Source organism: Corynebacterium sp. MSK041 (genome assembly GCF_030232265.1).
In the GTDB taxonomy this organism is placed as follows: Bacteria; Actinomycetota; Actinomycetes; order Mycobacteriales; family Mycobacteriaceae; genus Corynebacterium.
This window is the reverse complement of sequence record NZ_JASPJK010000001.1, coordinates 368,059-390,213: the sequence shown is the minus strand read 5'-3', so window position 1 is coordinate 390,213 and position 22,155 is coordinate 368,059. Positions and strand designations below refer to the sequence as shown.

Annotated in this window: 24 protein-coding genes; 7 read left to right on the top strand and 17 right to left on the bottom strand. The window is 60.7% G+C overall.

Translation table 11 applies throughout. The features are described from left to right. Nucleotides 1-8 precede the first annotated feature (8 nt). Complete coding sequence (locus QP968_RS01950; RefSeq protein WP_284854750.1) at nt 9-701, top strand: energy-coupling factor ABC transporter ATP-binding protein; 693 nt, start codon at nt 9-11, stop codon at nt 699-701. Then, complete coding sequence (locus tag QP968_RS01945; RefSeq protein ID WP_284854749.1) at nt 698-1,312, top strand: energy-coupling factor transporter transmembrane component T family protein; 615 nt, start codon at nt 698-700, stop codon at nt 1,310-1,312. The genes QP968_RS01950 and QP968_RS01945 overlap by 4 nt, the downstream gene beginning before the upstream one ends. Before the next feature lie 61 nt (nt 1,313-1,373). Here the strand turns inward: QP968_RS01945 and QP968_RS01940 are convergent, their stop codons facing one another. From QP968_RS01940 to pgsA, 4 genes are all read right to left on the bottom strand, one after another. After that, the gene (locus QP968_RS01940) at nt 1,374-2,219 is read right to left on the bottom strand and encodes a PspA/IM30 family protein (protein WP_284854748.1); all 846 of its coding nucleotides are present in this window, start codon (nt 2,217-2,219) and stop codon (nt 1,374-1,376) included. Nucleotides 2,220-2,330: 111 nt separating this feature from the next. Then, complete coding sequence (locus tag QP968_RS01935; protein ID WP_284854747.1) at nt 2,331-2,678, bottom strand: helix-turn-helix domain-containing protein; 348 nt, start codon at nt 2,676-2,678, stop codon at nt 2,331-2,333. A gap of 8 nt (nt 2,679-2,686) precedes the next feature. Further along, nucleotides 2,687-3,184 (bottom strand): CinA family protein, encoded by a 498-nt coding sequence (locus tag QP968_RS01930; protein WP_284854746.1) that lies wholly within the window; start codon nt 3,182-3,184, stop codon nt 2,687-2,689. After that, nucleotides 3,181-3,750, bottom strand: a complete 570-nt coding sequence (gene pgsA / locus QP968_RS01925) for a CDP-diacylglycerol--glycerol-3-phosphate 3-phosphatidyltransferase (protein ID WP_284854745.1) — start codon at nt 3,748-3,750, stop codon at nt 3,181-3,183. Before pgsA ends, QP968_RS01930 begins: the two co-directional genes overlap by 4 nt. Between pgsA and QP968_RS01920 the strand changes: the two genes are divergently transcribed. Beyond that, the gene (locus QP968_RS01920; RefSeq protein ID WP_284854744.1) at nt 3,749-4,033 is read left to right on the top strand and encodes a YciI family protein; all 285 of its coding nucleotides are present in this window, start codon (nt 3,749-3,751) and stop codon (nt 4,031-4,033) included. The genes pgsA and QP968_RS01920 overlap by 2 nt on opposite strands. Before the next feature lie 10 nt (nt 4,034-4,043). Here the strand turns inward: QP968_RS01920 and QP968_RS01915 are convergent, their stop codons facing one another. The 7 genes from QP968_RS01915 to dapB form a co-directional block, all read right to left on the bottom strand. After that, complete coding sequence (locus QP968_RS01915; protein ID WP_284854742.1) at nt 4,044-5,216, bottom strand: TerC family protein; 1,173 nt, start codon at nt 5,214-5,216, stop codon at nt 4,044-4,046. A gap of 211 nt (nt 5,217-5,427) precedes the next feature. Further along, nucleotides 5,428-8,235, bottom strand: a complete 2,808-nt coding sequence (locus QP968_RS01910) for an FtsK/SpoIIIE family DNA translocase (protein ID WP_284854741.1) — start codon at nt 8,233-8,235, stop codon at nt 5,428-5,430. Nucleotides 8,236-8,296: 61 nt separating this feature from the next. Further along, a complete protein-coding gene (locus tag QP968_RS01905) occupies nt 8,297-8,926 on the bottom strand; it encodes a TIGR03085 family metal-binding protein (protein WP_284854739.1) in 630 nt (209 codons plus the stop codon). Nucleotides 8,927-9,003: 77 nt separating this feature from the next. Further along, the gene (locus QP968_RS01900) at nt 9,004-11,025 is read right to left on the bottom strand and encodes a ribonuclease J (RefSeq protein WP_284854737.1); all 2,022 of its coding nucleotides are present in this window, start codon (nt 11,023-11,025) and stop codon (nt 9,004-9,006) included. A 2-nt stretch (nt 11,026-11,027) separates the two neighbouring features. After that, nucleotides 11,028-11,936, bottom strand: a complete 909-nt coding sequence (gene dapA, locus QP968_RS01895) for a 4-hydroxy-tetrahydrodipicolinate synthase (RefSeq protein WP_284854735.1) — start codon at nt 11,934-11,936, stop codon at nt 11,028-11,030. 58 nt (nt 11,937-11,994) lie between these two features. Then, a complete protein-coding gene (gene thyX, locus QP968_RS01890) occupies nt 11,995-12,747 on the bottom strand; it encodes an FAD-dependent thymidylate synthase (protein ID WP_284854733.1) in 753 nt (250 codons plus the stop codon). After that, entirely contained in the window at nt 12,748-13,494 is a 747-nt protein-coding gene (gene dapB / locus QP968_RS01885; protein WP_284854732.1) for a 4-hydroxy-tetrahydrodipicolinate reductase, read from the bottom strand. Between the two features lie 129 nt (nt 13,495-13,623). Between dapB and QP968_RS01880 the strand changes: the two genes are divergently transcribed. Genes QP968_RS01880 through QP968_RS11310 form a run of 3 tightly spaced genes read left to right on the top strand, consistent with a single transcriptional unit; the run spans nt 13,624 to nt 14,844 of the window. After that, nucleotides 13,624-14,232 carry an AMIN-like domain-containing (lipo)protein gene (locus tag QP968_RS01880; protein WP_284854730.1) on the top strand — a complete coding sequence of 203 codons (609 nt, stop codon included), beginning with the start codon at nt 13,624-13,626 and terminating at the stop codon, nt 14,230-14,232. Nucleotides 14,233-14,242: 10 nt separating this feature from the next. Then, on the top strand, nt 14,243-14,803 hold the full coding sequence (locus QP968_RS01875) for an AMIN-like domain-containing (lipo)protein (RefSeq protein ID WP_502870901.1): 561 nt from the start codon (nt 14,243-14,245) through the stop codon (nt 14,801-14,803). Continuing rightward, nucleotides 14,770-14,844, top strand: coding sequence for a hypothetical protein (locus tag QP968_RS11310; protein WP_502870900.1), 75 nt, complete (start codon nt 14,770-14,772; stop codon nt 14,842-14,844). Before QP968_RS01875 ends, QP968_RS11310 begins: the two co-directional genes overlap by 34 nt. 68 nt (nt 14,845-14,912) lie before the next feature. Here the strand turns inward: QP968_RS11310 and QP968_RS01870 are convergent, their stop codons facing one another. From QP968_RS01870 to QP968_RS01855, 4 genes are all read right to left on the bottom strand, one after another. Next, entirely contained in the window at nt 14,913-17,183 is a 2,271-nt protein-coding gene (locus QP968_RS01870) for a polyribonucleotide nucleotidyltransferase (RefSeq protein ID WP_284854835.1), read from the bottom strand. 159 nt (nt 17,184-17,342) lie between these two features. Then, nucleotides 17,343-17,612, bottom strand: a complete 270-nt coding sequence (gene rpsO, locus QP968_RS01865; protein ID WP_284854727.1) for a 30S ribosomal protein S15 — start codon at nt 17,610-17,612, stop codon at nt 17,343-17,345. Nucleotides 17,613-17,766: 154 nt separating this feature from the next. Further along, entirely contained in the window at nt 17,767-18,720 is a 954-nt protein-coding gene (locus QP968_RS01860; RefSeq protein WP_284854725.1) for a nucleoside hydrolase, read from the bottom strand. A 26-nt stretch (nt 18,721-18,746) separates the two neighbouring features. After that, nucleotides 18,747-19,721, bottom strand: a complete 975-nt coding sequence (locus QP968_RS01855; protein WP_284854723.1) for a bifunctional riboflavin kinase/FAD synthetase — start codon at nt 19,719-19,721, stop codon at nt 18,747-18,749. A 31-nt stretch (nt 19,722-19,752) separates the two neighbouring features. Here QP968_RS01855 and truB point away from each other — a divergent pair, with 31 nt between their 5' ends. Continuing rightward, complete coding sequence (truB, locus tag QP968_RS01850; RefSeq protein ID WP_284854722.1) at nt 19,753-20,661, top strand: tRNA pseudouridine(55) synthase TruB; 909 nt, start codon at nt 19,753-19,755, stop codon at nt 20,659-20,661. Between the two features lie 4 nt (nt 20,662-20,665). On the opposite strand, the gene QP968_RS01845 is transcribed toward truB, so the two are convergent. Together QP968_RS01845 and QP968_RS01840 are read right to left on the bottom strand one after the other, a co-directional pair. After that, entirely contained in the window at nt 20,666-21,331 is a 666-nt protein-coding gene (locus QP968_RS01845; protein WP_284854720.1) for a 4'-phosphopantetheinyl transferase family protein, read from the bottom strand. After that, nucleotides 21,328-22,152 (bottom strand): metallophosphoesterase family protein, encoded by an 825-nt coding sequence (locus QP968_RS01840; protein WP_284854718.1) that lies wholly within the window; start codon nt 22,150-22,152, stop codon nt 21,328-21,330. Before QP968_RS01840 ends, QP968_RS01845 begins: the two co-directional genes overlap by 4 nt. Between the last annotated feature and the right edge of the window lie 3 nt (nt 22,153-22,155).

Here is a 22,155-nt window from a genome sequence, read left to right as displayed (position 1 = left end):
CTTGCCCCGTGCCCACTATCACGTTCGACGGCGCAGGAGTCGTCTACGAAGGAACAACGATCCTTGAGCCCGTGTCGCTAACTCTTACCGAGCAGCGCATCGGAATCATCGGCTCAAATGGGTCCGGCAAATCGACGCTCGTGCGTTTGATCAACGGCCTCATTGAACCCACTCAAGGCCGTGTGCTTTTCGACGCCTCCCCCACCACCACGCACGGCAAACACATCCGTCGCCGGGTGGGCTTCATCTTCTCCGACGCGGAGGCCCAGATTGTCATGCCGCGTGTCCGTGAGGACATCGCCTTTTCCGTGCGACGTTTCAAACTCCCCAAAGCTGAAGTCAACCGTCGCGTCGACGCCATGATGGAGAGGTTCGGGCTCACTGCTTTGGCAGAAAACTCTCCGCACACGTTGTCCGGGGGCGAGAAACAGATGCTGGCGCTTGCCGCCGTTTTGGTCATCGAGCCGGAGACAATCATTGCGGATGAGCCCACCACCCTGCTTGATCTACACAACCGCAAACGGATCATTCGGGAGCTGGAGGGGTTGGAGCAGCAAGTCATCGTCGTCACCCATGACCTTGACATGCTCCACAACTTTGACCGGGTCATCTGTCTTAACGACGGGGCCATTGCTTACGACGGCACCCCTCGCGATGCCATCTCCTTCTACACCGACCTCATGGAGCGCACCTCCCCATGATCCGTGAGCTCCCCCTCGGCGTCTACGTCCCCGGCACCACCCTGGTGCACCGGGCTTCACCCACGCTGAAATTTCTGGCCATCGTGGTGCTGATCATCTTGACCACATGGCTGCCCACTCGTCCTTGGCACACAGCTGCTGTGCTGGGTGGGGTCCTTTTCCTCTACGCAGTAGCCCGCATCCCCGTGCGCACCACCTGGCGCCAGATCGCTCCCGTCCTGCCTTTCATGGCGTTCCTCGCGGCGTTCATGTGGTGGCAAAACGGTTTCGAAAGGATGATCACCGTCACCATCGGGCTTATCGCTTCTTTCCTCGCGGCGACGCTGCTTACCCTCACCACAACCGTTGAGGAACTTCTTGCCGCTTTGGAATCAAACATGGCACCGCTCACGCGCATTGGCGTCCCTGTAGACACCATTTCACTCGCCATTGCCCTGACTATCCGTCAGATCCCCATCATCCTGAACACCGCGAACGAATCCCTCGAGGCCCGCAAAGCTCGCGGTGCGCGCTTCTCCCTCTTGGCCTTCGGCACTCCCCTGGTGATCCGCAGCATCCGCAGAGCCGAGATGACGGGTGAAGCACTCATGGCGCGTGGCGCCGTCGATTAGGCAACGCAAAACCCCGGCCGTGGAGTGCATCCACATGCCGGGGTTAGACGTTGAAAGTGGTTTAGCTCTCGCCGCGCAGCTCACGCATGCGCTCAGCCACTGCATCGTCAGACACGCCCGTGGTGTCCGTGGAGTCAGCAGCGCCAGTGTCTCCACCCTCGATGGCCTGCTGTCCCTTGCCGGACTCAAGCTGGCCCATCTCAGCGCGGATCTGCTCGAGGCGAGAGTGGCCAGCCATCTGGATGCCAGCCTGCTCGACTTCAGCCATGCGGCCCTGGACAGAGCCCTGTGCAAGCTCAGCCTGGCCGAGGGCCTTGGAGTAGCGGCGCTCGATCTTCTCACGCACCTGGTCCAAGTTCGGCTGGTTACCTCCAGTGATGGCATTCATGGACTGCAGGGACTCGGCGACCTTCTCCTGCATCTTGGCCTGCTCCAGCTGGGAGAGCAGCTTGGAGCGCTCAGCGACCTGCTGCTGCAGCTGCATCGCGTTGCGCTCAACGGCCTGCTTAGCCTGCTGTGCCTGCTGCAGAGCCTGGTCGTGGAGCTGCTTGGTATCCTCAACGCCCTGCTCGGCGGTGACCAGCTGAGCAGCGAAAGCCTCAGCGGCGTTCTCGTACTCGGTAGCCTTCTGGTTATCACCATCAGCACGTGCCTTATCGGCCAGCTGCAGAGCCTGACGGGTGTTGGACTGGAGCTTCTCCACATCCGCCAGACGACGGTTGAGCTGCATCTCCAGCTGACGCTGATTACCAATCACTGCTGCTGCCTGCTGGGACAGAGCCTGGTGCTGGCGCTGCGCCTCGCCGATAGCCTGCTCGATCTGAACCTTGGGGTCAGCATGCTCTTCGATCTTGTTGTCGAAAAGCGCCATCAGGTACTTCCAAGCTTTAACAAAAGGATTAGCCACGGTGCATTTGCCTTTCTTTCGTGTGCAGAACTGCAGCAGAAGATTGTTGTTAAGAAATGTTCGTCTATATGGTAGCGGAGCGCGCCCGCGCGCGCGTCACTCGAGACCGCACTAAACCTCTGCGGCGGCAGGAGGTGTGTGTGCCAGCTCGTCTGCCATGGCTTGGAGCGAGAGGTTCGCCGCAGCTTCCATCAGCAGTTCAGACACCGTGGTGTCCAGTGCAACACACACGGAAGCAAGCAGTTCAGAGGACACTTCTTTGCGGCCTCGTTCCAGTTCGGACAGGTAGCCGGGTGAAACACGTGCCTGGGATGCCAGTTCACGCAGCGTCACACCTTTATCCGCACGGAATGCGCGCAGGGACATGCCAAGGGCTTCCCGCAGCAGCGGTTCACGCACCTTCTCGCGGGTAATAACCTCCGGTGCGGGCTGGTACTTAAGAGTCGTTGTTGTTGCCATCACGTGTTCTAACGAACCATCCCTTCTTTTTGTTCCCATTCCCGAATTTCACGTTCCAGCATCTCCAAACTTGCTGTCACTGCGGCCTCCCGGATGGTTTGCCGGTCTCCGGCAAACTGCGGCGCGCGCTCCGCGATGGTGCGCATGGGCCCTGCCACAGCAACGTACACTTCGCCCACCGGGTGCCCGTCTTGAGGGGTCGGCCCCGCAACGCCCGTGAGAGCAACTGCCCAATCGGAGCCACACACGCGCTGTGCACCGCGCGCCATGTGTTCTGCAGTCACAGGCGACACAGGCCCATGCTCGACCAAAACATCCGCGGGCACGCCCGCCAAACTCCCCTTAAGGTCCGTGGCATACGTCACCAGCCCACCACGCAGCACAGCCGACGCGCCCGACACGTTCGCTACCGTCGCGCACGCCAAGCCTGCGGTGAGGGATTCGCAGAAGGAAAGGGTGTGGGAGTGGGCCTGGAGGACGCGAATAAGCGAGCTCGCGAGACTCATGCTGCCTTCCTATTCGCGCGGGCGCCGTCGACGAGATACTGCCCGCCCGTAACCACCGTGACCACAACGGCAATGAGCATGACAACAAGCGTGGGCACATCCATCCAGCTTGGTAGCGGGCACAGGTACAGCGCCACGCCGAGCGTCTGCAGCACAGTCTTGAGCTTGCCACCCTTCGACGCCGGCACCACCTTGCCCTGACGCAACATCCACATGCGCCACACCGTGATACCCAGCTCACGCACCACAATGACCACGGTGATCCAGATCGGCAGCGAGCTGGCAATATTCAGTGTCACCAGCGCCGTAATCATCAACGCTTTATCCGCAATCGGGTCCGCGATCTTGCCAAAGTCAGTGATCAGACCACGTGCGCGCGCAATATCACCATCAAGTTTGTCCGTGATCATCAACGCCACGAACAGACCAAACGCCCACCACCAGCGCTCACTCAGCGCAAGCCACGCGAACACCGGCGTGAAAATGATGCGCAAAGATGTCAGAACGTTCGGAAGATTCCAATTGGACTGTTTCACACCCCCAACCCTATTAGAATCCGCGTCCATGACCCACTTTATTGTTACCTACACGTACGGGGAGCATTCTCTTATCCACGAGACCCGTCCCGCCCACCGCTCTTTCATCGCCCGACTAAAAGATCAGGGGTATGTCATTGCCGCCGGGCCGTACGGGGATGGGAACCAGTCCGTGATCATCCTGCGCATGCGCGACGGGTCCTCGTTAGGGGCTGCCGCCGAACTGTTGGCGGAGGACCCGTACTTGACAGCAGGCGCTCTGGCGGACCGGGACTTCCGCGAGTGGAGCCCCGTCATCAACGTGTGGGAGTAGTTTCTGCGATCTAGCGGGCACCGCCACGCTTGACATCCAGGTGCGAGGTTTCCCGCGATCCGGTGGCGGTGTGGTCCCCCTTGCCCGAGGTTGCCGGATCATCGATCCACTCGATGTGGTTACCGTGGGCATCCACCTTGCGGCGGTTCCCGTGGTCATCATAGTCCACGTGGTACTTCATCGCGTCGCGTTCCAGCAGGCCCGCCTTGATGTCTGAACGCTCCTTGATGATCGACGCTACAGCCGTCACGATGAGCACTCCCACGATGATCACGAGCGACAGCACCGTGCTGACTTCCGGCACGTTGACGTTTTCACCACCGTTGATGAAGGACAGGTTGTTCTCGTGCAGCGCGTGCAGCAGCAGCTTCACACCGATGAATCCAAGCACCACCGCTAGGCCGTACGGCAAGTACACAAGCTTATCCAGCAGACCGTTGAGCAGGAAGTAGAGCTGACGCAGACCCAACAGCGCAAACGCGTTAGCGGTGAACACCAGGAATGCTTCCTGGGTAATGCCGTAGATCGCCGGGATGGAGTCGAAGGCAAACATGACGTCAACAAAGCCAATGGACAGAAGCGCCACGAACAGCGGGGTCACTGCCTTCTTGCCCGCTTCTGTGACGGAGAACAGACGGTCACTGTGGTACGACTTCGTCACCGGGATGACCTTGCGCAGGGTCTTGACCACGAACATGTCGTTCGGGTCTGGGTCTTCCTGGTCAGTGGCTTCGTCATAAACAAGCTTGATCGCGGTGTACAACAGGAATGCGGCGAAAATGTAGAAGACGTCGGACCACGCCTCAATGATCACTGCGCCGAGCAGAATGAAGGCCAAACGGCAGATCAGCGCGATCACAATGCCGATGAGCAGCACCTTCTGCTGATATGCGCGCGGGATCTTAAACGCACCCATAATGAGTGCGAACACAAACAGGTTGTCCACACTGAGTGACAGCTCAGTGATGTAACCGGTGAAGAACTGCACGCCGTGTTCGGCATCCCACAGCCACCACACGATGCCGCCGAAGATGCAGGCCATCGTCATATAGAACGCTGCCCAGCCGCCTGATTCTTTCATGGACGGTTCGTGCGGCGTACGCACGTGGGACACGAAGTCAAAGACGAAGAAGCCGAGGATCACCGCCGAGGTGATCAGCCAAATAGAAAGGGGCACATGCATGTACGCAACCTCCGGTTAGATATGAGTAACAACCGGAGGTCTCCCCCACCCGCCATGCTTATCGACGACTGGCCGGCCCGACCGGGAAACATTCCACTTCCGTGTTGACGATCGCCACCGCTTCCGGGGTACTCCCCTCCAACGAGGGGCAACACTACACGGTTTTGGCCATCTGCGCCTCACCGCCCCGCCGGAGCAGTGAGCATTGGCGCTAGAACGCGCCGCCTGTGGGGTTGTATGTGGCGGTCACCGTGTTGGGCGTGTCGGGGGCGTCGGGTGCGTCGGAGGTCTCGTCGTCAAGCTCCTGTTCCTCGAGCACCTCCTTGGGGGCCTCAGCGGGATCTGCACCCTTGATCATCCAGATGATGGTGTCCAGCTCCTCCGGCTTGACCAGCACCTCGCGGGCCTTCGAGCCTTCGGAGGGGCCGACAACGCCACGGGACTCCATGAGGTCCATGAGGCGACCAGCCTTGGCAAAACCGATGCGCAGTTTGCGCTGCAGCATCGAGGTCGACCCGAGCTGGGACGTGACAACGAGCTCGACAGCCTCGAGCAGATCGTCCATGTCCTTGCCGATCTCTTCGTCGATGTCCTTCTTCTCCGGCGCCTTCTCCTCGGTGACCCCCTCGGTGTAGTGTGGCTCGCCCTGTTCCTTGACAGCTTCAACGACGGCCTGGATCTCCTCATCAGAGACGAACGCGCCCTGCAGACGCTGTGGCTTGCCGGCGCCCTGCGGGATGAACAGCGCGTCACCCATACCGATGAGTTTCTCTGCACCCGCCTGGTCCAAGATGACACGGGAGTCAGTGAGCGAGGACGTGGCAAACGCCAGGCGCGACGGCACGTTCGTCTTGATCAAGCCGGTGACAACGTCCACAGACGGACGCTGCGTTGCCAACACCAGGTGGATACCAGCGGCACGCGCCTTCTGAGTGATGCGGACGATGGAGTCCTCGATCTCCTTCGGCGCCGTCATCATGAGGTCGGCGAGCTCGTCCACCACACAAATGATGAGCGGGTAAGGGCGCACCTCACGCTCCGAGCCGAGTGGCGCGGTGTATTCGCCCGCGCGAACCTTCGCGTTGTAGTCCTTAATGTGGCGCACGCGCGCGGACTTCATGTCCATGTAGCGCTGCTCCATCTCCTCCACGAGCCACTGCAAGGCAGCAGCTGCCTTTTTTGGCTGGGTGATGATCGGGGTGATCAGGTGTGGAATGCCCTCGTACGGCGTGAGCTCCACCATCTTCGGGTCAACGAGGATGAGCCGGACCTCTTCCGGCGTCGCACGGGTAAGCAGCGACACGAGCATCGAGTTCACAAACGCGGACTTACCAGAACCCGTGGAACCCGCCACGAGCAGGTGCGGCATTTTCTGCACGGATGCAGAGACGAAGTCGCCTTCAATGTTTTTGCCCAGACCGATAAGCATCGGATCGTGATCACCACGCACAGTCGGCGCATCAAGCACGTCACGCAGACGAACCATTTCACGGTCGGCGTTGGGGACCTCAATACCCACGGCAGACTTACCGGGGATCGGGGTGAGCAGGCGGACGTTGTCCGTAGCCACGGCGTAGGCCAGGTTGGACTGCAAGTTGGTGATCTTGGACACCTTCACGCCGGGCCCGAGCTCAACCTCGTAGCGCGTCACTGTCGGGCCGCGGGAGAACCCAGTCACCTGGGCATCAACGTTGAATTCTTCAAAGACCTCAGTGATCGCCTCGATCATGCGGTCATTGGCCTCAGTGCGCGTCTTCGGGGTCTTACCCGCAATGAGCAGGCTGGTAGACGGAATCTTGTAGTCCGTCGTCGTCTCGGGGACGCGAGGAGAAGGCTTTTCTGCATCTCCCCCAGCCTTCCCCGCCGCATCAATTCCAGAACGAGCGATGATTGCCTTACGCATCTCTTCCCGCGAGGCGGAGACCGCATCGGTTGTAGTCTCCGCTGCAGGAGCCGGGCGTTCGAGAATCTTGGTCTCGTTGTCTGGCTCATCAACGATGGATGGTGCCACTCCCACTTTCTTGCGTGTGGAGCGTTTCTTCTTGGGCTCCTCGGGAGCGGGGGCGGTACTGTCCCCGTCGAAAAGCGTGGGCTCATCGACTGGGTAGTTGTCCATCGGCGTGCGACGACGAGCACGGGGGCGTTCCTCCGCGATGGCATCAATGTCATCGTCTGCGTCCGCGTAAAGGTCCTCATCCTCGGGATCTGGGGTATGAGCACTGCTTGCAATGGAGCTGAACAAGCCACGAATATAGTCGAAAGACTCACGCACCGTAATACCGGTAGCCAACAGGGCCGCGTACACGATGACCAGGCCCAACAGTGGAACTGCAACGAATGGCGTAAACCCGGCACTCAGTGGCCCGCCGATGAACGCACCAACAGCACCGCCCGCTATACGGCGGCTCTCCCAATCCCCCGGCGAACCAGCAAAAATGTGGATCAATCCGAGCATGCACACGGCAATGATCGTCAGGCCAACTCCACTGTGTGCCCGTTCCGAAGCAGAGTCCCCAAGGTTCAGCATCAATGCGATAGCGATACCAACGAGCACCACCGGCAACACCAATGCACCGGCCCCAATGACCCACGATGTGCCGCTAGCGATCAACGCGCCGACGGGGCCGGCAACGTCCATCCACACCGAGGCACCAAGGACGGCCGCAAGCCCAATGAGAATGAGGCCGATCGCATCGGCGCTAGGGGCGCGACGGGAGTTCACGTCCTCGTCCATTTCTTCGTAGGGGGCGGCTTCTGTGGCGTCGTAGTCATCCTGAATTTCTTCACGGCGCCGGCGCCCCCGGCCACCCACAACCTTGAAGGCACCCGTAATGTCGCGTGCGGCGTTTCCCACACCGCGGCCAACAGCACCCACGGCAGAACCAACCCTCTCATCGGAGGCATCGGCAGCGCCCGAAGACGAGCGGTAGCCGTAGCTACCGGTTGATCGCTTAGCGCGGCCCTTGGGGCCCGTCTGTGAGCGGCCTTTATTTCGGCGTGAGGTACTGGTGGCAGACATGGGGACCACTGTAATACCTTGCGTCCCTCAAATCACATACGCCACACCGGCCATAGTGGGTCTAGATACGACGCTTGACTGCCGCGATATCCTCTGCTTCGCCGCTAATCTCCACCTTGACTTTGTCGCGGCCGGTCACCCACAACAGCAACTCCCCCGGCTCACCCTTCACGCGGACGACGCGGGAACCATCCACTGCCACACCCCGCTTACCGCCGAGCGTCACTGCGGGAAGGTTCGGCGGGGTAAGAATCACGGGCACGTTCCCACTCGAGAGAGCCAGCTTGCCCATCATCGCCGCCGCGGACATGAGCTTCTTCTCCACCGCCCCAGAAAACTCACGTGGCTCCATCGGGCGGTCCCCACCACGACGCACATCCTCGTGGTGGATGAAGTTCTCGGACACGTTTATCAGCGAATCAAGTGGCTTCACAAACGCCGGTGGCCCCGCTGCCCACGCGCGCACCACGTCCTCATAGTTGCGCTGCTTCACTGATTCCTCAGCAGACGCGGTCACCGACTTCAGCGCCGGCATCAAATAGCCCACCGCCCGGTGGGGCTGGTTCTCCCGGATGTACATGTGTGTCACCAGGTCCTGGGTGGTCCACCCAGCACACAACGTTGGCGCATCGGGACCCACCTCTAGGAGCAACTGGGCAAGCTTTGAGCGTTCAGACTGTTGAAACGACATGCTGCCCAGAATAGACCGAAGCCCCGCTCCATAAGGTAGGAACGGGGCCTCAGGAAGAGTCGTCGACAAGCGAAAAGCTACAGCGATTCGCGCGATGCTTCGATGTCTTCAGTGGACACCGGCGTAACGTCGTCGGCATTCATCGGTACAACCGTCGGCAGAATGACAGGCTCACGCTTGTACTTCTGCTCGATCGTGCGAGAAATGCGGCGACGGAGCTGCTGAACCATGCGGTACGGGTCATTCTCACCCTCAGCAGCGAGGTCGAACATGGTGTTCTCCACGAGTTCGACGATGACAGGTTTAACCTCACGGTCATCATCGATGAGGCCCGTAGTGGACACGGTCGGCTTCTCAATGAGGCGCCCCGTACGGTCATCAATCACACACGTGATGGAAATAACGCCACCGGCAGCCAGATTGGTGCGGTCCGCCAGCACGTCTGGGTCAACGTCACCCATCGTGGTGCCATCGACGTAGAGGTTGCCCACCTGGTACTGGCCTGCGACCTTGACCTTGCCGTTGACCATATCCACGACAACGCCATTCTGCGCCAGCACCGTGTTCTCCGGCTTCACACCGGTAGCGATAGCCAGCTCCTTGTTCGCACGCAGATGACGCCACTCGCCGTGCACCGGCATAGCGTTGCGCGGACGAGCCATGTTGTAAAGGAACAGCAGCTCGCCGGCGTAACCGTGGCCGGAGGCGTGGACATGCGCATCGTCGTTGGTGATCACATTCGCACCAATCTGGGCAAGGTTGTTGATCACGGCGAACACTGCTTCCTCATTGCCCGGGATGAGCGAAGAGGACAGGATGATCGTGTCACCGTCACGCACCGTAATCTGACGGTGTTCACGGCGGGACATGCGCGACAGCGCAGCCATCGGCTCACCCTGAGTACCAGTGGTGATGAGCATGACGCGGTGTGGCGCCATCTTCGCAGCCTCTTCGATGGGGATGATGGTGCCCTTCGGGGCACGCAGCATGCTCATCTTCTCCGCGATCTCCATGTTGCGAATCATGGAGCGACCGTTGAAAGCAACCTTGCGGCCGGAAGCCACAGCCGCGTTGACGGCCATCTGCACACGCGAGACGTTGGACGCGAAGGATGCGAGAACAACACGCTGCTTCGCGGCCTGCACGATGCGAATGAGGTTCTCCTCAATACCAGCCTCCGAGGCGGAAATGCCTGGGATGGTGGCGTTGGTGGAGTCACACAAGAACAGGTCAATGCCCTCATCGCCATAGCGAGCAAGCGCCGGCAGGTCGGTGGGCTTGTTGTCGTACGGGGTCATGTCGACCTTGACGTCACCGGTCATGCAGACAGTGCCTGCACCAGTCTTAATCACAACACCCAAGCAGTCCGGGATGGAGTGACCAACGTGGAAGAAGCGCACGTTGTACGGGCCGACGGTGATCTCCGACTTCTCGTTGACCTCGTGCAACTTCGGACGCTGGCGGTGCTCCTTGGTCTTTGCCGCAATGAGCGCGTTAGTGAACTTCGCCGAATAAATCGGGATATCTGGGCGCAGCTTGAGCAGCCACGGGATCGCGCCGATGTGGTCTTCGTGCCCGTGTGTAACCACGAGCCCGTCCACCTTATCCAGCTTATTTTCAATCGGACCGAAGTCCGGCAGGATGAGGTCCACACCCGGCTCATCAGAGGACGGGAACAGAACACCACAGTCCACGATGAGAAGACGACCGTTGTACTCAAACACGGTCATGTTGCGGCCAATCTCAGAGATGCCACCGAGCGCGTAAATACGCAGCGAGCCATTCGCGGGCTTCTGCGGTTCCGGCAGACGCTTCGTCAGGTCTGCACCCTGCATGCCCTTGACGGGGTTACGGCGGTTGTCACCACCGCGCCCGCGACCACGGCCCCGGCCGCGACCACGATTACGGTTGCCACCACCGTGGTTATTACCGGCGTTACCACGGTTGTTATTGCCGTTATTGCCGTTGCCGCCGTTACCGTTGCCACGGTTTTCCTGCGGTTGGGTGTCAGCGGTTTGGAACACCGGCTGCTGATCGCTCGTCTCCGGCGGGCCCGCCTTGCGGGTCACCTTGCGCGAGCGGTTGCGGGTTTCGTTCATACTTAAAGGACTCCAGCCTTTTCCATGTCATGGCGGAGAGCCTCCAGCTGCGTTTCGTCGGGTGCGACGATGGGCAGGCGGGGATCTCCAACCTCAATGCCCTGCAGGCGCAGGGCGGCTTTTGCAAATGTCACTCCACCGAGCACGGCTTGCTGCTGAGCGAGCACGCACATGGTGGTGGCGTTGATTTCCCGCGCGCGGGCGAGGTCGCCTTCCTCGAAGCTTGTAACCATTTCTCTCATAAGACCTGGGGCTGCGTGGCCGATCACGGAGATGACTCCGGTTGCGCCGACGGAGAACCACGGCAGGTTGAGAACGTCGTCGCCAGAGTACCAGGCCAACCCGGTGTCATTGATAATCGTGGTGGCTTCTAGCAAGTCACCTTTGGCGTCTTTGACGGCTTTGACGGTGGGCAGATCCGCCAGGGCACGAATTGTTGCGCCGGCGATGGGAATAGCAGAGCGTCCAGGAATGTCGTAGAGGCAGACCGGCAGGTCGGTGGCCTGGGCGACAGCAGTGAAGTGCGCTAGCAGCCCCGCCTGGGAGGGCTTGGAGTAGTACGGGGTGACCACGAGGAGAGAGTCAGCGCCAGCATCACGAGAAGCTTGCGCCAAAGCTATGGACGTCCGCGTGTCATTCGTTCCTGCCCCCGCCATGATCTTGACGCGGTCCCCCAGTTCGGAGCGCACCGCCTTGATCAGTTCGATTTTTTCCTCGGGGCTGGTCGTTGGGGATTCACCCGTGGTTCCGCCGAGGATGAGGGAATCGATGCCGTTGTCTACGAGGTGGACAGCCAACTTTCGTGCAGCGGCGAGATCCAACTCGCCGCGTGTGTCGAACGGGGTGACCATGGCAACGCCGATGGTTCCGAACTCATCTGCACCAGTTTGTGCTTTCGTTGAAATGCCCATGGCTACCTAGGGTACATTCTTTGCCCCGCCAATCAGTGACCGGCGGGGCTCAACGAAGCTAGCCGACGTATGGGCTTGTGGCCATAACGGTACCGTCGGTGAGGGTGCTGATGAGGAAGTCGCTAAAAAGCGACGGTGCTTGTTTCTTCAACACCTCAAGGATGGCCACGGCAAGTTCACGGATCTCTACATCCGCGTGTTCACTGGCACGCGCAGCGATGAAATCGCGCCATGCACGGTAGTTGCCGGTGACCACAAAGCGTGTTTCGGTGGCGTTGGGCAAGATGGCGCGGGCGGCTTGGCGCGCCTTCTTCTTACGCAACAGCGCATTAGGTTCGTCCTCGAGGTTGCCTTCCAGCGCGCCGAGGAGTTCCTCGTAGACGAAGCGCGTCTCATCGACGGCGGCGAGGAAAATACGACGCAGATCCTCGTCGGCCGCAATCGCATCGGGAATGACCACGGCGGATTCACTCGACGGCACGAAGCGTTGGGAGAGCTGTGAAAACGACAAGTGTCGGTGCCGCAGCAGTTCGTTTCCGGCAGCACGGGAGAGGCCGCGGATGTACAGCGTTGCGGTGGCATGCTCCAGCAGTGCATCGTGCCCGACCTCAAGAATGTGCCGCAGGTACGCCCCGTTAGCCGCGGTATGCGGGTTGGGCTTGTCAAAGGTTTCGTAGCACGCCCGGCCTGCAAATTCGACGAGCGCCTCCGCGTCAGTGGCATCCGGGTCTTGCTCCCAGTCCACGTCGGCGGGCGCCGCGAAAGAGGTGGCGGCGAGGAGTTGGACGTTAAGGGTTTTGCTCTGCGACATTTACAGGCCCAGGTAGGAGTCGAGACCGATGGTGAGGCCCGGGTGATCTGCCACGCCACGCACACCAGTAAGCACGCCGGGCACAAACGAATCGCGGCCGTAGGAATCCTGGCGGATGGTGAGCGTTTGGTCGGTGGTGCCGAAGATGATGTCCTCATGCGCAACCATGCCCTGCATGCGTACGGCGTGAACCTTCACGCCGTCAACGTCAGCGCCGCGGGAGCCATCGAGGGCTTGTTCGGTCGCATCAGGCATGGCGCCCATGTTGGCTTCAGCGCGCGCCGCCGCAATCCCCTGCGCCGTCTTCAGCGCCGTGCCCGAAGGTGCATCGAGTTTGTTCGGGTGGTGATACTCAACAACCTCAGCGGAGTCGAAGAACGGGGCAGCCTGTCGGGCAAAGGCCATGGCCAGCACCGCGGAAATAGCAAAGTTCGGGGCGATGAGAACACCCACGCCCTCGTTGGCTGCACACCAGTCGCGTACCTGCTGGTAGCGCTCCTCGTCAAAGCCAGTTGTGCCCACCACGGCGTGGATACCGTTATTAATGCAGAACTCCAGGTTGCCCATCACAGCGTTCGGGGTAGTGAAGTCAACGATGACCTGCGCACCGCTTCCCACGAGAACATCGAGGGAATCACCTGCATCCACCTCCGCAACCAATTCCAGATCGGTGGCGGCGTTGACGCCCGCCACGACCGCGGACCCCACACGCCCTTTCGCTCCAAGAACTCCCACTTTGATGGTCATGGCTGTCAACCCCTTGAAATCTTGTGACTCTTTGTTTTCTACTCCGCCCCACTCTATCCCCTGCACCGCCAAGCGATCGCTCCGCCTTGCCTCCAACGAGCCAAGCGATTGTCGGATAAACTACAACATATGAAACACCAGTCACACGCGTTAACAATCGCTCTTCTCGCAACCAGCGCCTTGGGTTTGGCGGCCTGCTCTCCTTCGGAGAGCATTTCAGAGCCGAACGGCAGCCCGTCCACCTCCACTACAACGGACACGAAGACGGTCATGGCCTCCACGATCGACAACCAGGATGTTCCTGGGGAGTACTCGACGGAATCCACGGGAACCTTCACTGGTGAGATGAAGTCCGAGCTGCGCACCGCTGACATCCGCTCGGGTTCGCACGAGGGTTACGACCGCGTCGTCTTCGAATTCGAGGGCAATGGCACACCAGAGTTCCTGGCTGGCTACTCCGATGAACCTCTCCAGCAGGCTTCCGGTCTGCCGGTGGACGTCCCGGGTGAGGCGGCCCTCGAGATCACCATTCATGGCACCTCCCTCGATCAAACCCCGGACGCCAAGTACGCCGGCAAGACCACCCTTGGGCTTGCCTCCGGCAATATCAAGGACGTGACCAACAGTGGCACCTTCGAGGCTGTCTCCCAGTACTTCATCGGGCTGGACAAACAGCGCCCGTACAAGGTGACAGTGTTGGAAAACCCGACGCGTGTCGTGGTGGACGTTCAGAAGTAGGCACACGGTAATGCTCCCTGCCCGTCGCGTAGGCGCAGTGTGCAGCGTGTTCTTCGCCGCCATATCGCTTAGCGCCTGTTCTCAACTGCAAGAACCTGACGAAGCGGTGATGACACTGCGTGAATCAGCTCCCCCGAACACCATCACCACAACGATGGAGACCACGGAGGAAGCCGCCCCAGAACCAGCTGCCGCGGAGGGTTTTGCCACGGACCGCGTGGAGATCAAGGACCACCTGGACGGCTCGTACAAGGTCACCGGTGTACGCATTGGTGCGCATGACACATTTGATCGCCTCGTCTTCGATATCGGCGGCACTGGCACGCCGTGGATCATGGCGGAGTACGACGATCAGCCCAGCCAACCCGGGTCCGGCTTTGATGTCCCCGTCAACGGTGGCGCCGCACTCCGTGTTCTCGTACGCGGTGTGAGCGACCCTTATGAAGCCCCACAAGGCTCAGATGGGCACGCCCCCAGCATCACCGACGTTGTCTCTACTCCGGCTGGGACGAAGGCGACTCCACCTGGTACATCGGTGTGGACAAGAAGCGCCCCTTCAAGATCGAAGTGATTGAGAACCCGACACGCGTAGTCGTGGACGTCCAAAAATAAGCGCATGACGAAGCCCCCGGCTGGTTCCGTTTCAGAACTGGCCGGGGGCTACGGGGATAAGCACGTGCTTAGTCTTCGACTGGAACAAGCGAGATCTTGCCGCGGTTATCGATGTCCGCGATCTCCACCTCAATCTTGTCGCCGACATTGACCACGTCCTCTACGTTCTCGATGCGCTTGTTGCCGCCGAGCTTGGAGATGTGCACCAGACCATCACGGCCCGGTGTGAGGGACACGAACGCCCCGAAAGCAACCGTCTTCACAACGGTGCCCAGGTAACGCTCCCCCACCTTCGGCTGCTGCGGGTTCGCAATCGCGTTGATCTGCTCGATCGCAGCATCCGCGCTTTCACCGGTAGCAGCAGCAACGTAGATGGTGCCGTCATCCTCGATGGAGATGTCAGCGCCGGTCTCCTCGGTGATCTGGTTGATGGTCTTACCCTTCGGGCCGATGACCTCACCGATCTTGGACACGGGCACGTGCACCGTGGTGATCTTCGGTGCCAGCGGACTCATCTCATCCGGACCCTCGATGATCTCAGCCATCGTGTCCAGGATGGTCACGCGAGCGTCCTTGGCCTGATTCAGAGCGTTGGCCAGAACGTCCGACGGGATGCCGTCGAGCTTGGTGTCCAGCTGCAGGGCGGTGATGAAGTCCGGGGTACCGGCAACCTTGAAGTCCATATCGCCGAAGGCATCCTCGGCACCGAGGATGTCGGTCAGGGCGACGTACTTGGTCTCACCATCAACCTCGCCAGAGACAAGACCCATGGCGATACCGGCGACCGGTGCAGCCAGCGGCACGCCAGCGTTGTACAAGGACAGGGTCGATGCACACACGGAACCCATGGAGGTAGAGCCGTTGGAGCCCAGAGCCTCAGAGACCTGGCGGATCGTGTACGGGAAGTCCTCCTTGGACGGGATCACCGGTACGAGGGCACGCTCAGCAAGGGCACCGTGGCCGATCTCGCGGCGCTTCGGGGAACCGACGCGGCCGGTCTCACCCGTGGAGTACGGCGGGAAGTTGTAGTGGTGGATGTAGTGCTTGGAGGTCTCCGGGTGGAGGGAATCCAGCTGCTGCTCCATCTTCAGCATGTCCAAGGTGGTCACGCCGAGAATCTGGGTCTCACCACGTTCGAACAGTGCGGAGCCGTGGGCACGCGGGATCAGTTCAACTTCGACGCCAAGGTCGCGGATGTCGGTGACACCACGGCCGTCGATACGGAAGCCCTCGGTGAGGATCTTCTCGCGCACAATCTGCTTCATCAGCGCGTTGTAAGCAGCGCGGATTTCCTTGGATGCGTCCTCAGCAGTGAAGGAGGACAGCAGGCTCTCCTCGATCTCCTCCATGTACTCGTTGGTCGCATCATCGCGCTCAGCCTTGCCCGCGATGGTGAGCAGCTTGGCCAGCTTCTTGGAAGCCTTCTTCTCCACAGCGTCAAAGACCTCGTCGCTGTATGCCGGGAAGAGCGGGAACTCCTGCGCTTCCTTCGCGGTCTTCTCCGCCAGAACATTCTGCGCCTCGCACAGGGTCTTGATGTATGGCTTCGCAACCTCAAGGCCTTCAGCGACGGTGGATTCCGTCGGTGCCGGTGCACCGTCAGCCACCAGCTTCATCACATTCACGCCAGCGCCCGCTTCCACCATCATGATGGCAACGTCCTGGACCTTGCGGCGGCCCTTCTTCTTCTCAACGATGCGGCCAGCCACGACCATTTCAAAGACAGCCTGCTCGTGCTGCTCGTGGTTCGGGAACGCAACCCACTGGCCCTTCGGGTGCTTCTCATCAGCGATGAGCGCCATGCGCACACCACCAACAGCGCCGGAGACCGGCAGCCCCGACAGCTGCGTTGCGGCGGACGCGCCGTTAATAGCCACGACGTCGTAGTACTCCTCCGGGTCCCAGCTCATCACGGTGATAACAACCTGGACCTCATTGCGCAGACCCTTCACAAAGGTCGGGCGCAGCGGACGGTCAATGAGACGGCACGCCAGGATTGCCTGTGTGGACGGGCGACCTTCACGGCGGAAGAACGAGCCCGGAATCTTGCCAGCGGCGTACATACGCTCTTCCACGTCAACGGTGAGCGGGAAGAAGTCAAAGCCTTCGCGCGGCTGGTTGGATGCGGTGGTGGTGGCCAGCAGCATCGTGTCGTCGTCGAGGTAGGTGGTCACCGAGCCATCAGCCTGGCGTGCCAGCTGGCCGGTTTCAAACCGGACAGTGCGGGTACCAAAGTCACCGTTGTCCAGGATGGCGGTTGCTTCGGTCACACCGAATTCCTCATCAATGTGGAATTCAACAGAGTTATCCGGGGTGTGTTTTGTGTTCTTGCTCAACAGATCCCTTTCATGGGTTCGTGGCGGTCGTCGGTGCCGCCGAGATGAATCTTTTTTACACCCAGGCACACTACCAGCTGGCCACCCAAAACACCGTATGCACGCGAAAAACGGCCGCCAAAAATGACGGCCGTTGCTCGTTCTGGAAGAAAAGCTTTTTGCTTATCGACGCAGACCCAGGCGGGCGATGAGGTCACGGTAACGCTCAACGTTGTTCTCGCGCAGGTACTTCAGCAGACCGCGACGACGACCAACGAGCAGCAGCAGACCACGACGGGAGTGGTGATCGTGCTTGTGGTCCTTGAGGTGCTCGGTGAGGTTGTTGATGCGCTCGGTGAGCAGTGCAACCTGAGCCTCCGGGGAACCGGTGTCGGTCTCGTGTACGCCGTACTCCTTGAGGATTTCGGCCTTCTTCTCAGTGGTCAAAGCCATGGGAATTGTTCTCCTTGGTTATTTCAGTTCGCATTCATCGGAATTCAGTGGCGGGGACTGCTGCGAACCACAGTCACGCGAGCCGCTACCGAAGAGGAAAGAGTACCGCACTATGAGCGGAAACTGTTAATTCCGCGCTATGTGTTTCTATGTGTTAGTTCTTCTCCGCCAAGCCAGTGAGGCGACGCATGAACTCTTCGAGGAAGCGCTGCTTGTCTACAGACACGGCAACCTTGGCGGTTTTCGTCTCATCATTGAGGCGAGTTTCATCACCAATGGTGCGTCCGCGGGTTGCCCCTTCGGTGTCGACCTTGAGGTTGATGTCCAGGGTGGTCACCAGCGTTGGGTCAATGGCAACACCGACGGCCAGCGGGTCGTGCAAGCCACAGCCACCCAGGTGCGGTGCGGTGGTGTCGTAGGCGCCAATGTAGTAATTCGTGGCAGCGGCTAGGAAGTCCCCGCCCGGGGTTCCCAGTGCTTCCCACTGTGCGGTCTCGGCGGTGGTGAGCAGGGTCTGCAGCGTGACATCCAGGCCGATCATGGTGATGTCTTTCATGCTGCGGAAAATCGCGTCCGTTGCCTCTGGGTCCTGGTTGACGTTGGCCTCCGCCCACGGGGACACGTTGCCTGGGACGGTGAGCGCGCCACCCATCATGACGATGTGGGCTTTTTCCGCAAACGTCTTGCTCACCTTCGCCGCCGCAGCGATCGTGGTAGACGGACCAGTGGGGACGATCACGAGTTCATCGCCGTACTTCTCCACTGACTCCACGAGGAAGTCCACCGCAGACTTCGGCTCCACCCGGCGCGTGGGCTCCGGCAGCTCGGCTTCGCCGATGCCGTTCTTGCCGTGGATGAACTCGGAGATCTCTAGCACCTCGAAGGACTCCTTCGCGCTAGCGTGTCCCGGGCCGGCGAACACTGGGACATCGGTGCGACCGAAGAGCTCGAGAATGGCCAGGGTGTTGCGCACACCGGTTTCAACAAGAACGTTGCCGTAGGTGCCGGTCACACCGATGAGGTCCACTTCTTCAGAGCCCAGTGCGTAGGCGAGAGCGAGGGCATCATCGATGCCGGTATCAAGATCCAGAATCATTTTGCGGGTCATGGCGCCCAAGCCTAACCGGTAAGCACTTAAGCGTGCTCAAGCAGGGTGCGTACGTTTGCTACGTCGCGCGCCATGTTGTCCAACAGCTCGTCGACGGAATCAAACTTCACCATGTCGCGCACCTTCGCCACGAATTCCACGCGCGCCAGTCGCCCATACAGGTCCGCGTCACGGTCCAGTACGAAGGACTCAACGCTGCGGCGCGCATCCCCAAACGTGGGGTTCGTGCCCACGGAGATCGCCGCCGGGTAGCGGACCCCAAGCTCCATGTCCCCGTCAATCGGGCCAGTGCCTTCTTCAGGCAGCACGGTGAACCAGCCGGCATACACGCCATCACCTGGCACGGCCTCGTTATCGCAGACGTACTGATTCGCCGTTGGGTAGCCCAGTTCACGTCCACCGCGTCCGGCGCCGCGCTCCACACGCGCTGTTACGGAGAAAGCACGGCCAAGGAATTCAGACGCTTGGCCCACATTACCCTCGGACAGCGCGTGGCGGATGGAGGTGGAGCAGACGCGGGAGGAGCCGTCGAAAAGCAAAGAAACAATGTCCACATCCACGCTATATTTTTCACCGAGCTCCTGCATCGTGCGCGCCGTGCCCAGCCCTCCCGCACCGAAGGTGAAGTTCTCCCCCACGACGACGCGGGAAGCATGGAGCTTATCCACGATCACCTGTACGAAGTAATCCTCCGGGCTCTCCCCCGCGAGTTCTTTGGTGAAGTCGATGACCAGCATGTAGTCAACGCCGAGCTCCTCAATGAGGCGGGCGCGCTCTTCCAGCGGCATGAGCACGTCCGGGGTGTACTCCGGCGCGAACACGGCAACTGGGTGCGGGTCGAAGGTCATCAACACGCTAGGCACACCGGCTTCACGGGCGCGGTCCACCGCATGCCCGATGAGCTTTTGGTGGCCACGGTGCACCCCGTCGAAGACCCCAATGGTGACCACCGGGCCATTCAGACCGGCGGGAACCTCAGCGAGCCCTGACAAAATATCCACTCGCGCTAGCGTAGTGCATAGGGTTAGACCCATGAACCTTGGCCAAAACCCTGACCCCCTGTCCACATCCGGCATCGTCGTTGTGGACAAACCAGCTGGCATGACCAGCCATGATGTTGTCGCGCGACTGCGACGCTTCTTTGGCACCCGCAAAGTGGGGCACGCTGGCACGCTTGATCCGATGGCCACCGGCGTTCTTGTCGCCGGTATTGAACGGGGCACGAAGCTGCTGGCACACCTCGTGGCCGATGAGAAGGTGTACTCCACGACCATCCGCCTCGGCGCCGCTACGACAACCGATGATGCGGAAGGCGAAATCGTCTCGCAGACAGATGCCTCCGCGCTCACCGATGAGGCGATCCTGGCCCAAGTCGCCGCATTGACCGGGGATATCATGCAGGTTCCCTCCAAGGTCTCCGCCATCAAAATCGACGGCAAGCGCGCCCACGAACTCGTGCGCGAAGGCAAAGAAGTGATCATCCCGGCGCGGCCGGTAACGGTGTTTTCCTTCGATGTTTCCAAGATCCGCCACGAGGGCTCTTTCCTGGACGTGGACGCCCGCGTGCATTGCTCTTCCGGCACTTACATCCGTTCGCTTGCCCGCGATATGGGTGAGGCACTTGGGGTGGGCGGGCACTTGACCGCGTTGCGTCGTGAAGCATCGGGGCCTTTCACCCTCGCGCATGCGCGCACGCTGGAGGATCTGGAGGAATCAGCGCAGCTGTCCTTGTCGCTGGATGAGGCGCTGACCACCGCGTGGCCTGTCCTTGAGGTCACCGCCGACGAGTACGCGGCGCTCGCAATGGGCAAATGGCTCGAGCCACGCGGACTCAACGGCGTGCACGCCGCAGTCGGTCCGGACGGTCGCGCGGTCGCGCTGGTCAAAGAAAAAGGCTCACGCTTAGCGACGATCTTCGTCGCTCGCCCGTCCACCCTCTAGGGCGCTACCGCACCACGAAGGTGCTGGCGCACACATAGCCGCCGCAGACAACCCACCGGCCCTCGATGAACGGCACCGGCGTTGGGCGTTTCAGAATGTAGGCGATGAACGTGCCATCCTCACGGATATCAATCTCCGCGTCCTCGAAGCCGAGCCAGCGCAACGTCATGGGGAACCATGCCTTGTAGGTGGCTTCCTTCGCGCAGAACAACAGGCGGTCCGCCCAGTCGTGGCCCGCAGCCTTTTGGGCATCTACCCACTGACGCTCCTGTGGCCGGGCGATCTCCTCCAGCACACCGTCCGGCAGCGGTTCGGCTGGTTCCGCATCAATACCCACGGTCCTCAACTCCTTTGTTGGCGCTGCCACCGCGATGCGCAGTCCCTCCGTATGAGTCAGGGAACCGGTGTAGCCCTCCGGCCACAACGGCATTCCTTTCTCCCCACGCAAAATCGCGTGGACTGAATCCACACCGAGCTCGCGCAGCGCCTCATGCGCGCACCAGCGTGCGTCACCGAATTCCCCCTTCCGGGAATCCACAGCACGGCTGACCACGATGCGCTCTTCGGGATGCAACTCGTTGTAGTTGCTTAAATCCGTGTCACCATTGGCCTGGTCGGTGAACATGTACACCACACGAGCGGGTGCGGGGAACAGATCGCGATCAATCACTGCTCCACCTCCATCACCGGGTACGGCCACTGTGGCACATCCCCGCGCCGGCGCCACTCATCCGGGTAGCCCAAGGAGACCTCAATGTGGTCCACGCCCTCATACGTTTCCACCCCAGGCATGTGCAGGTGGCCGTAAATGACCGCGCGGGCGTTATAGCGCTTCGCCCACCCCCGGGTATGCCGGGTGCCACACCACAGGGCGATCTCACGCCACAGCATCTTGTCCGTTGGCTCTTGGATGAGTGGCCAGTGATTGACCAAGATGGTCTCCCCCTCGACCCGGGAAAGCCTCCTGGTCGTGTACGCCAACCGGTCCCAGCACCACGCGCGAATATCCACGAAGGGGGCGATGGCCACCTCATCCGTGAGCACGATCTCGCGCGCCCGTGCGGACGCGAGTGCTTCTTCCACGCTCATCATGGGGCCGCGGAAAGAGTAGTCATACAAGGTGAACAGTGGCGCGATGGTCACACCCGCGAACACTGGGTACGGGTCTTCCGGGGTGATCACCCCGATGGCGCGCAGTTTCTCCACCAAGTGCTCATACTTCTCGCGCCCCTTGTACCGGTCCATCCCACGACAAAACAGTTCGTGGTTTCCCGGCACCCAAATGACGGTGTGGAAACGCTCCACCAACTGTTGCATCACCTGGACCACCAGCTCGGTGCGTTCTGCAACATCACCAGCGACAATGAGCCAGTCGGAGGGATCATTCGGCTGGATCTCCTCCAACCGCGGCTGGTTCGCCTTCACCGCCGCATGCAAATCAGAGACCGCCCACAAGGTGGTGGTCCGCTTGTCTCTTGGCTGCTCAGTCATCGT

What these genes read in the sequence shown, in the direction of transcription:
- QP968_RS01910 (WP_284854741.1), bottom strand. Translation starts at nt 8,235, where the DNA reads ATGTCTGCCACCAGTACCTCACGCCGAAATAAAGGCCGCTCACAGACG.
- QP968_RS01840 (WP_284854718.1), bottom strand. Translation starts at nt 22,152, where the DNA reads ATGACTGAGCAGCCAAGAGACAAGCGGACCACCACCTTGTGGGCGGTC.
- thyX (WP_284854733.1), bottom strand. Translation starts at nt 12,747, where the DNA reads ATGTCGCAGAGCAAAACCCTTAACGTCCAACTCCTCGCCGCCACCTCT.
- QP968_RS01935 (WP_284854747.1), bottom strand. Translation starts at nt 2,678, where the DNA reads ATGGCAACAACAACGACTCTTAAGTACCAGCCCGCACCGGAGGTTATT.
- dapB (WP_284854732.1), bottom strand. Translation starts at nt 13,494, where the DNA reads ATGACCATCAAAGTGGGAGTTCTTGGAGCGAAAGGGCGTGTGGGGTCC.
- QP968_RS01930 (WP_284854746.1), bottom strand. Translation starts at nt 3,184, where the DNA reads ATGAGTCTCGCGAGCTCGCTTATTCGCGTCCTCCAGGCCCACTCCCAC.
- pgsA (WP_284854745.1), bottom strand. Translation starts at nt 3,750, where the DNA reads ATGGACGCGGATTCTAATAGGGTTGGGGGTGTGAAACAGTCCAATTGG.
- QP968_RS01875 (WP_502870901.1), top strand. Translation starts at nt 14,243, where the DNA reads ATGCTCCCTGCCCGTCGCGTAGGCGCAGTGTGCAGCGTGTTCTTCGCC.
- truB (WP_284854722.1), top strand. Translation starts at nt 19,753, where the DNA reads ATGAACCTTGGCCAAAACCCTGACCCCCTGTCCACATCCGGCATCGTC.
- QP968_RS01945 (WP_284854749.1), top strand. Translation starts at nt 698, where the DNA reads ATGATCCGTGAGCTCCCCCTCGGCGTCTACGTCCCCGGCACCACCCTG.
- QP968_RS01880 (WP_284854730.1), top strand. Translation starts at nt 13,624, where the DNA reads ATGAAACACCAGTCACACGCGTTAACAATCGCTCTTCTCGCAACCAGC.
- QP968_RS01915 (WP_284854742.1), bottom strand. Translation starts at nt 5,216, where the DNA reads ATGCATGTGCCCCTTTCTATTTGGCTGATCACCTCGGCGGTGATCCTC.
- QP968_RS01920 (WP_284854744.1), top strand. Translation starts at nt 3,749, where the DNA reads ATGACCCACTTTATTGTTACCTACACGTACGGGGAGCATTCTCTTATC.
- QP968_RS01900 (WP_284854737.1), bottom strand. Translation starts at nt 11,025, where the DNA reads ATGAACGAAACCCGCAACCGCTCGCGCAAGGTGACCCGCAAGGCGGGC.
- QP968_RS01860 (WP_284854725.1), bottom strand. Translation starts at nt 18,720, where the DNA reads ATGACCCGCAAAATGATTCTGGATCTTGATACCGGCATCGATGATGCC.
- QP968_RS01905 (WP_284854739.1), bottom strand. Translation starts at nt 8,926, where the DNA reads ATGTCGTTTCAACAGTCTGAACGCTCAAAGCTTGCCCAGTTGCTCCTA.
- dapA (WP_284854735.1), bottom strand. Translation starts at nt 11,936, where the DNA reads ATGGGCATTTCAACGAAAGCACAAACTGGTGCAGATGAGTTCGGAACC.
- rpsO (WP_284854727.1), bottom strand. Translation starts at nt 17,612, where the DNA reads ATGGCTTTGACCACTGAGAAGAAGGCCGAAATCCTCAAGGAGTACGGC.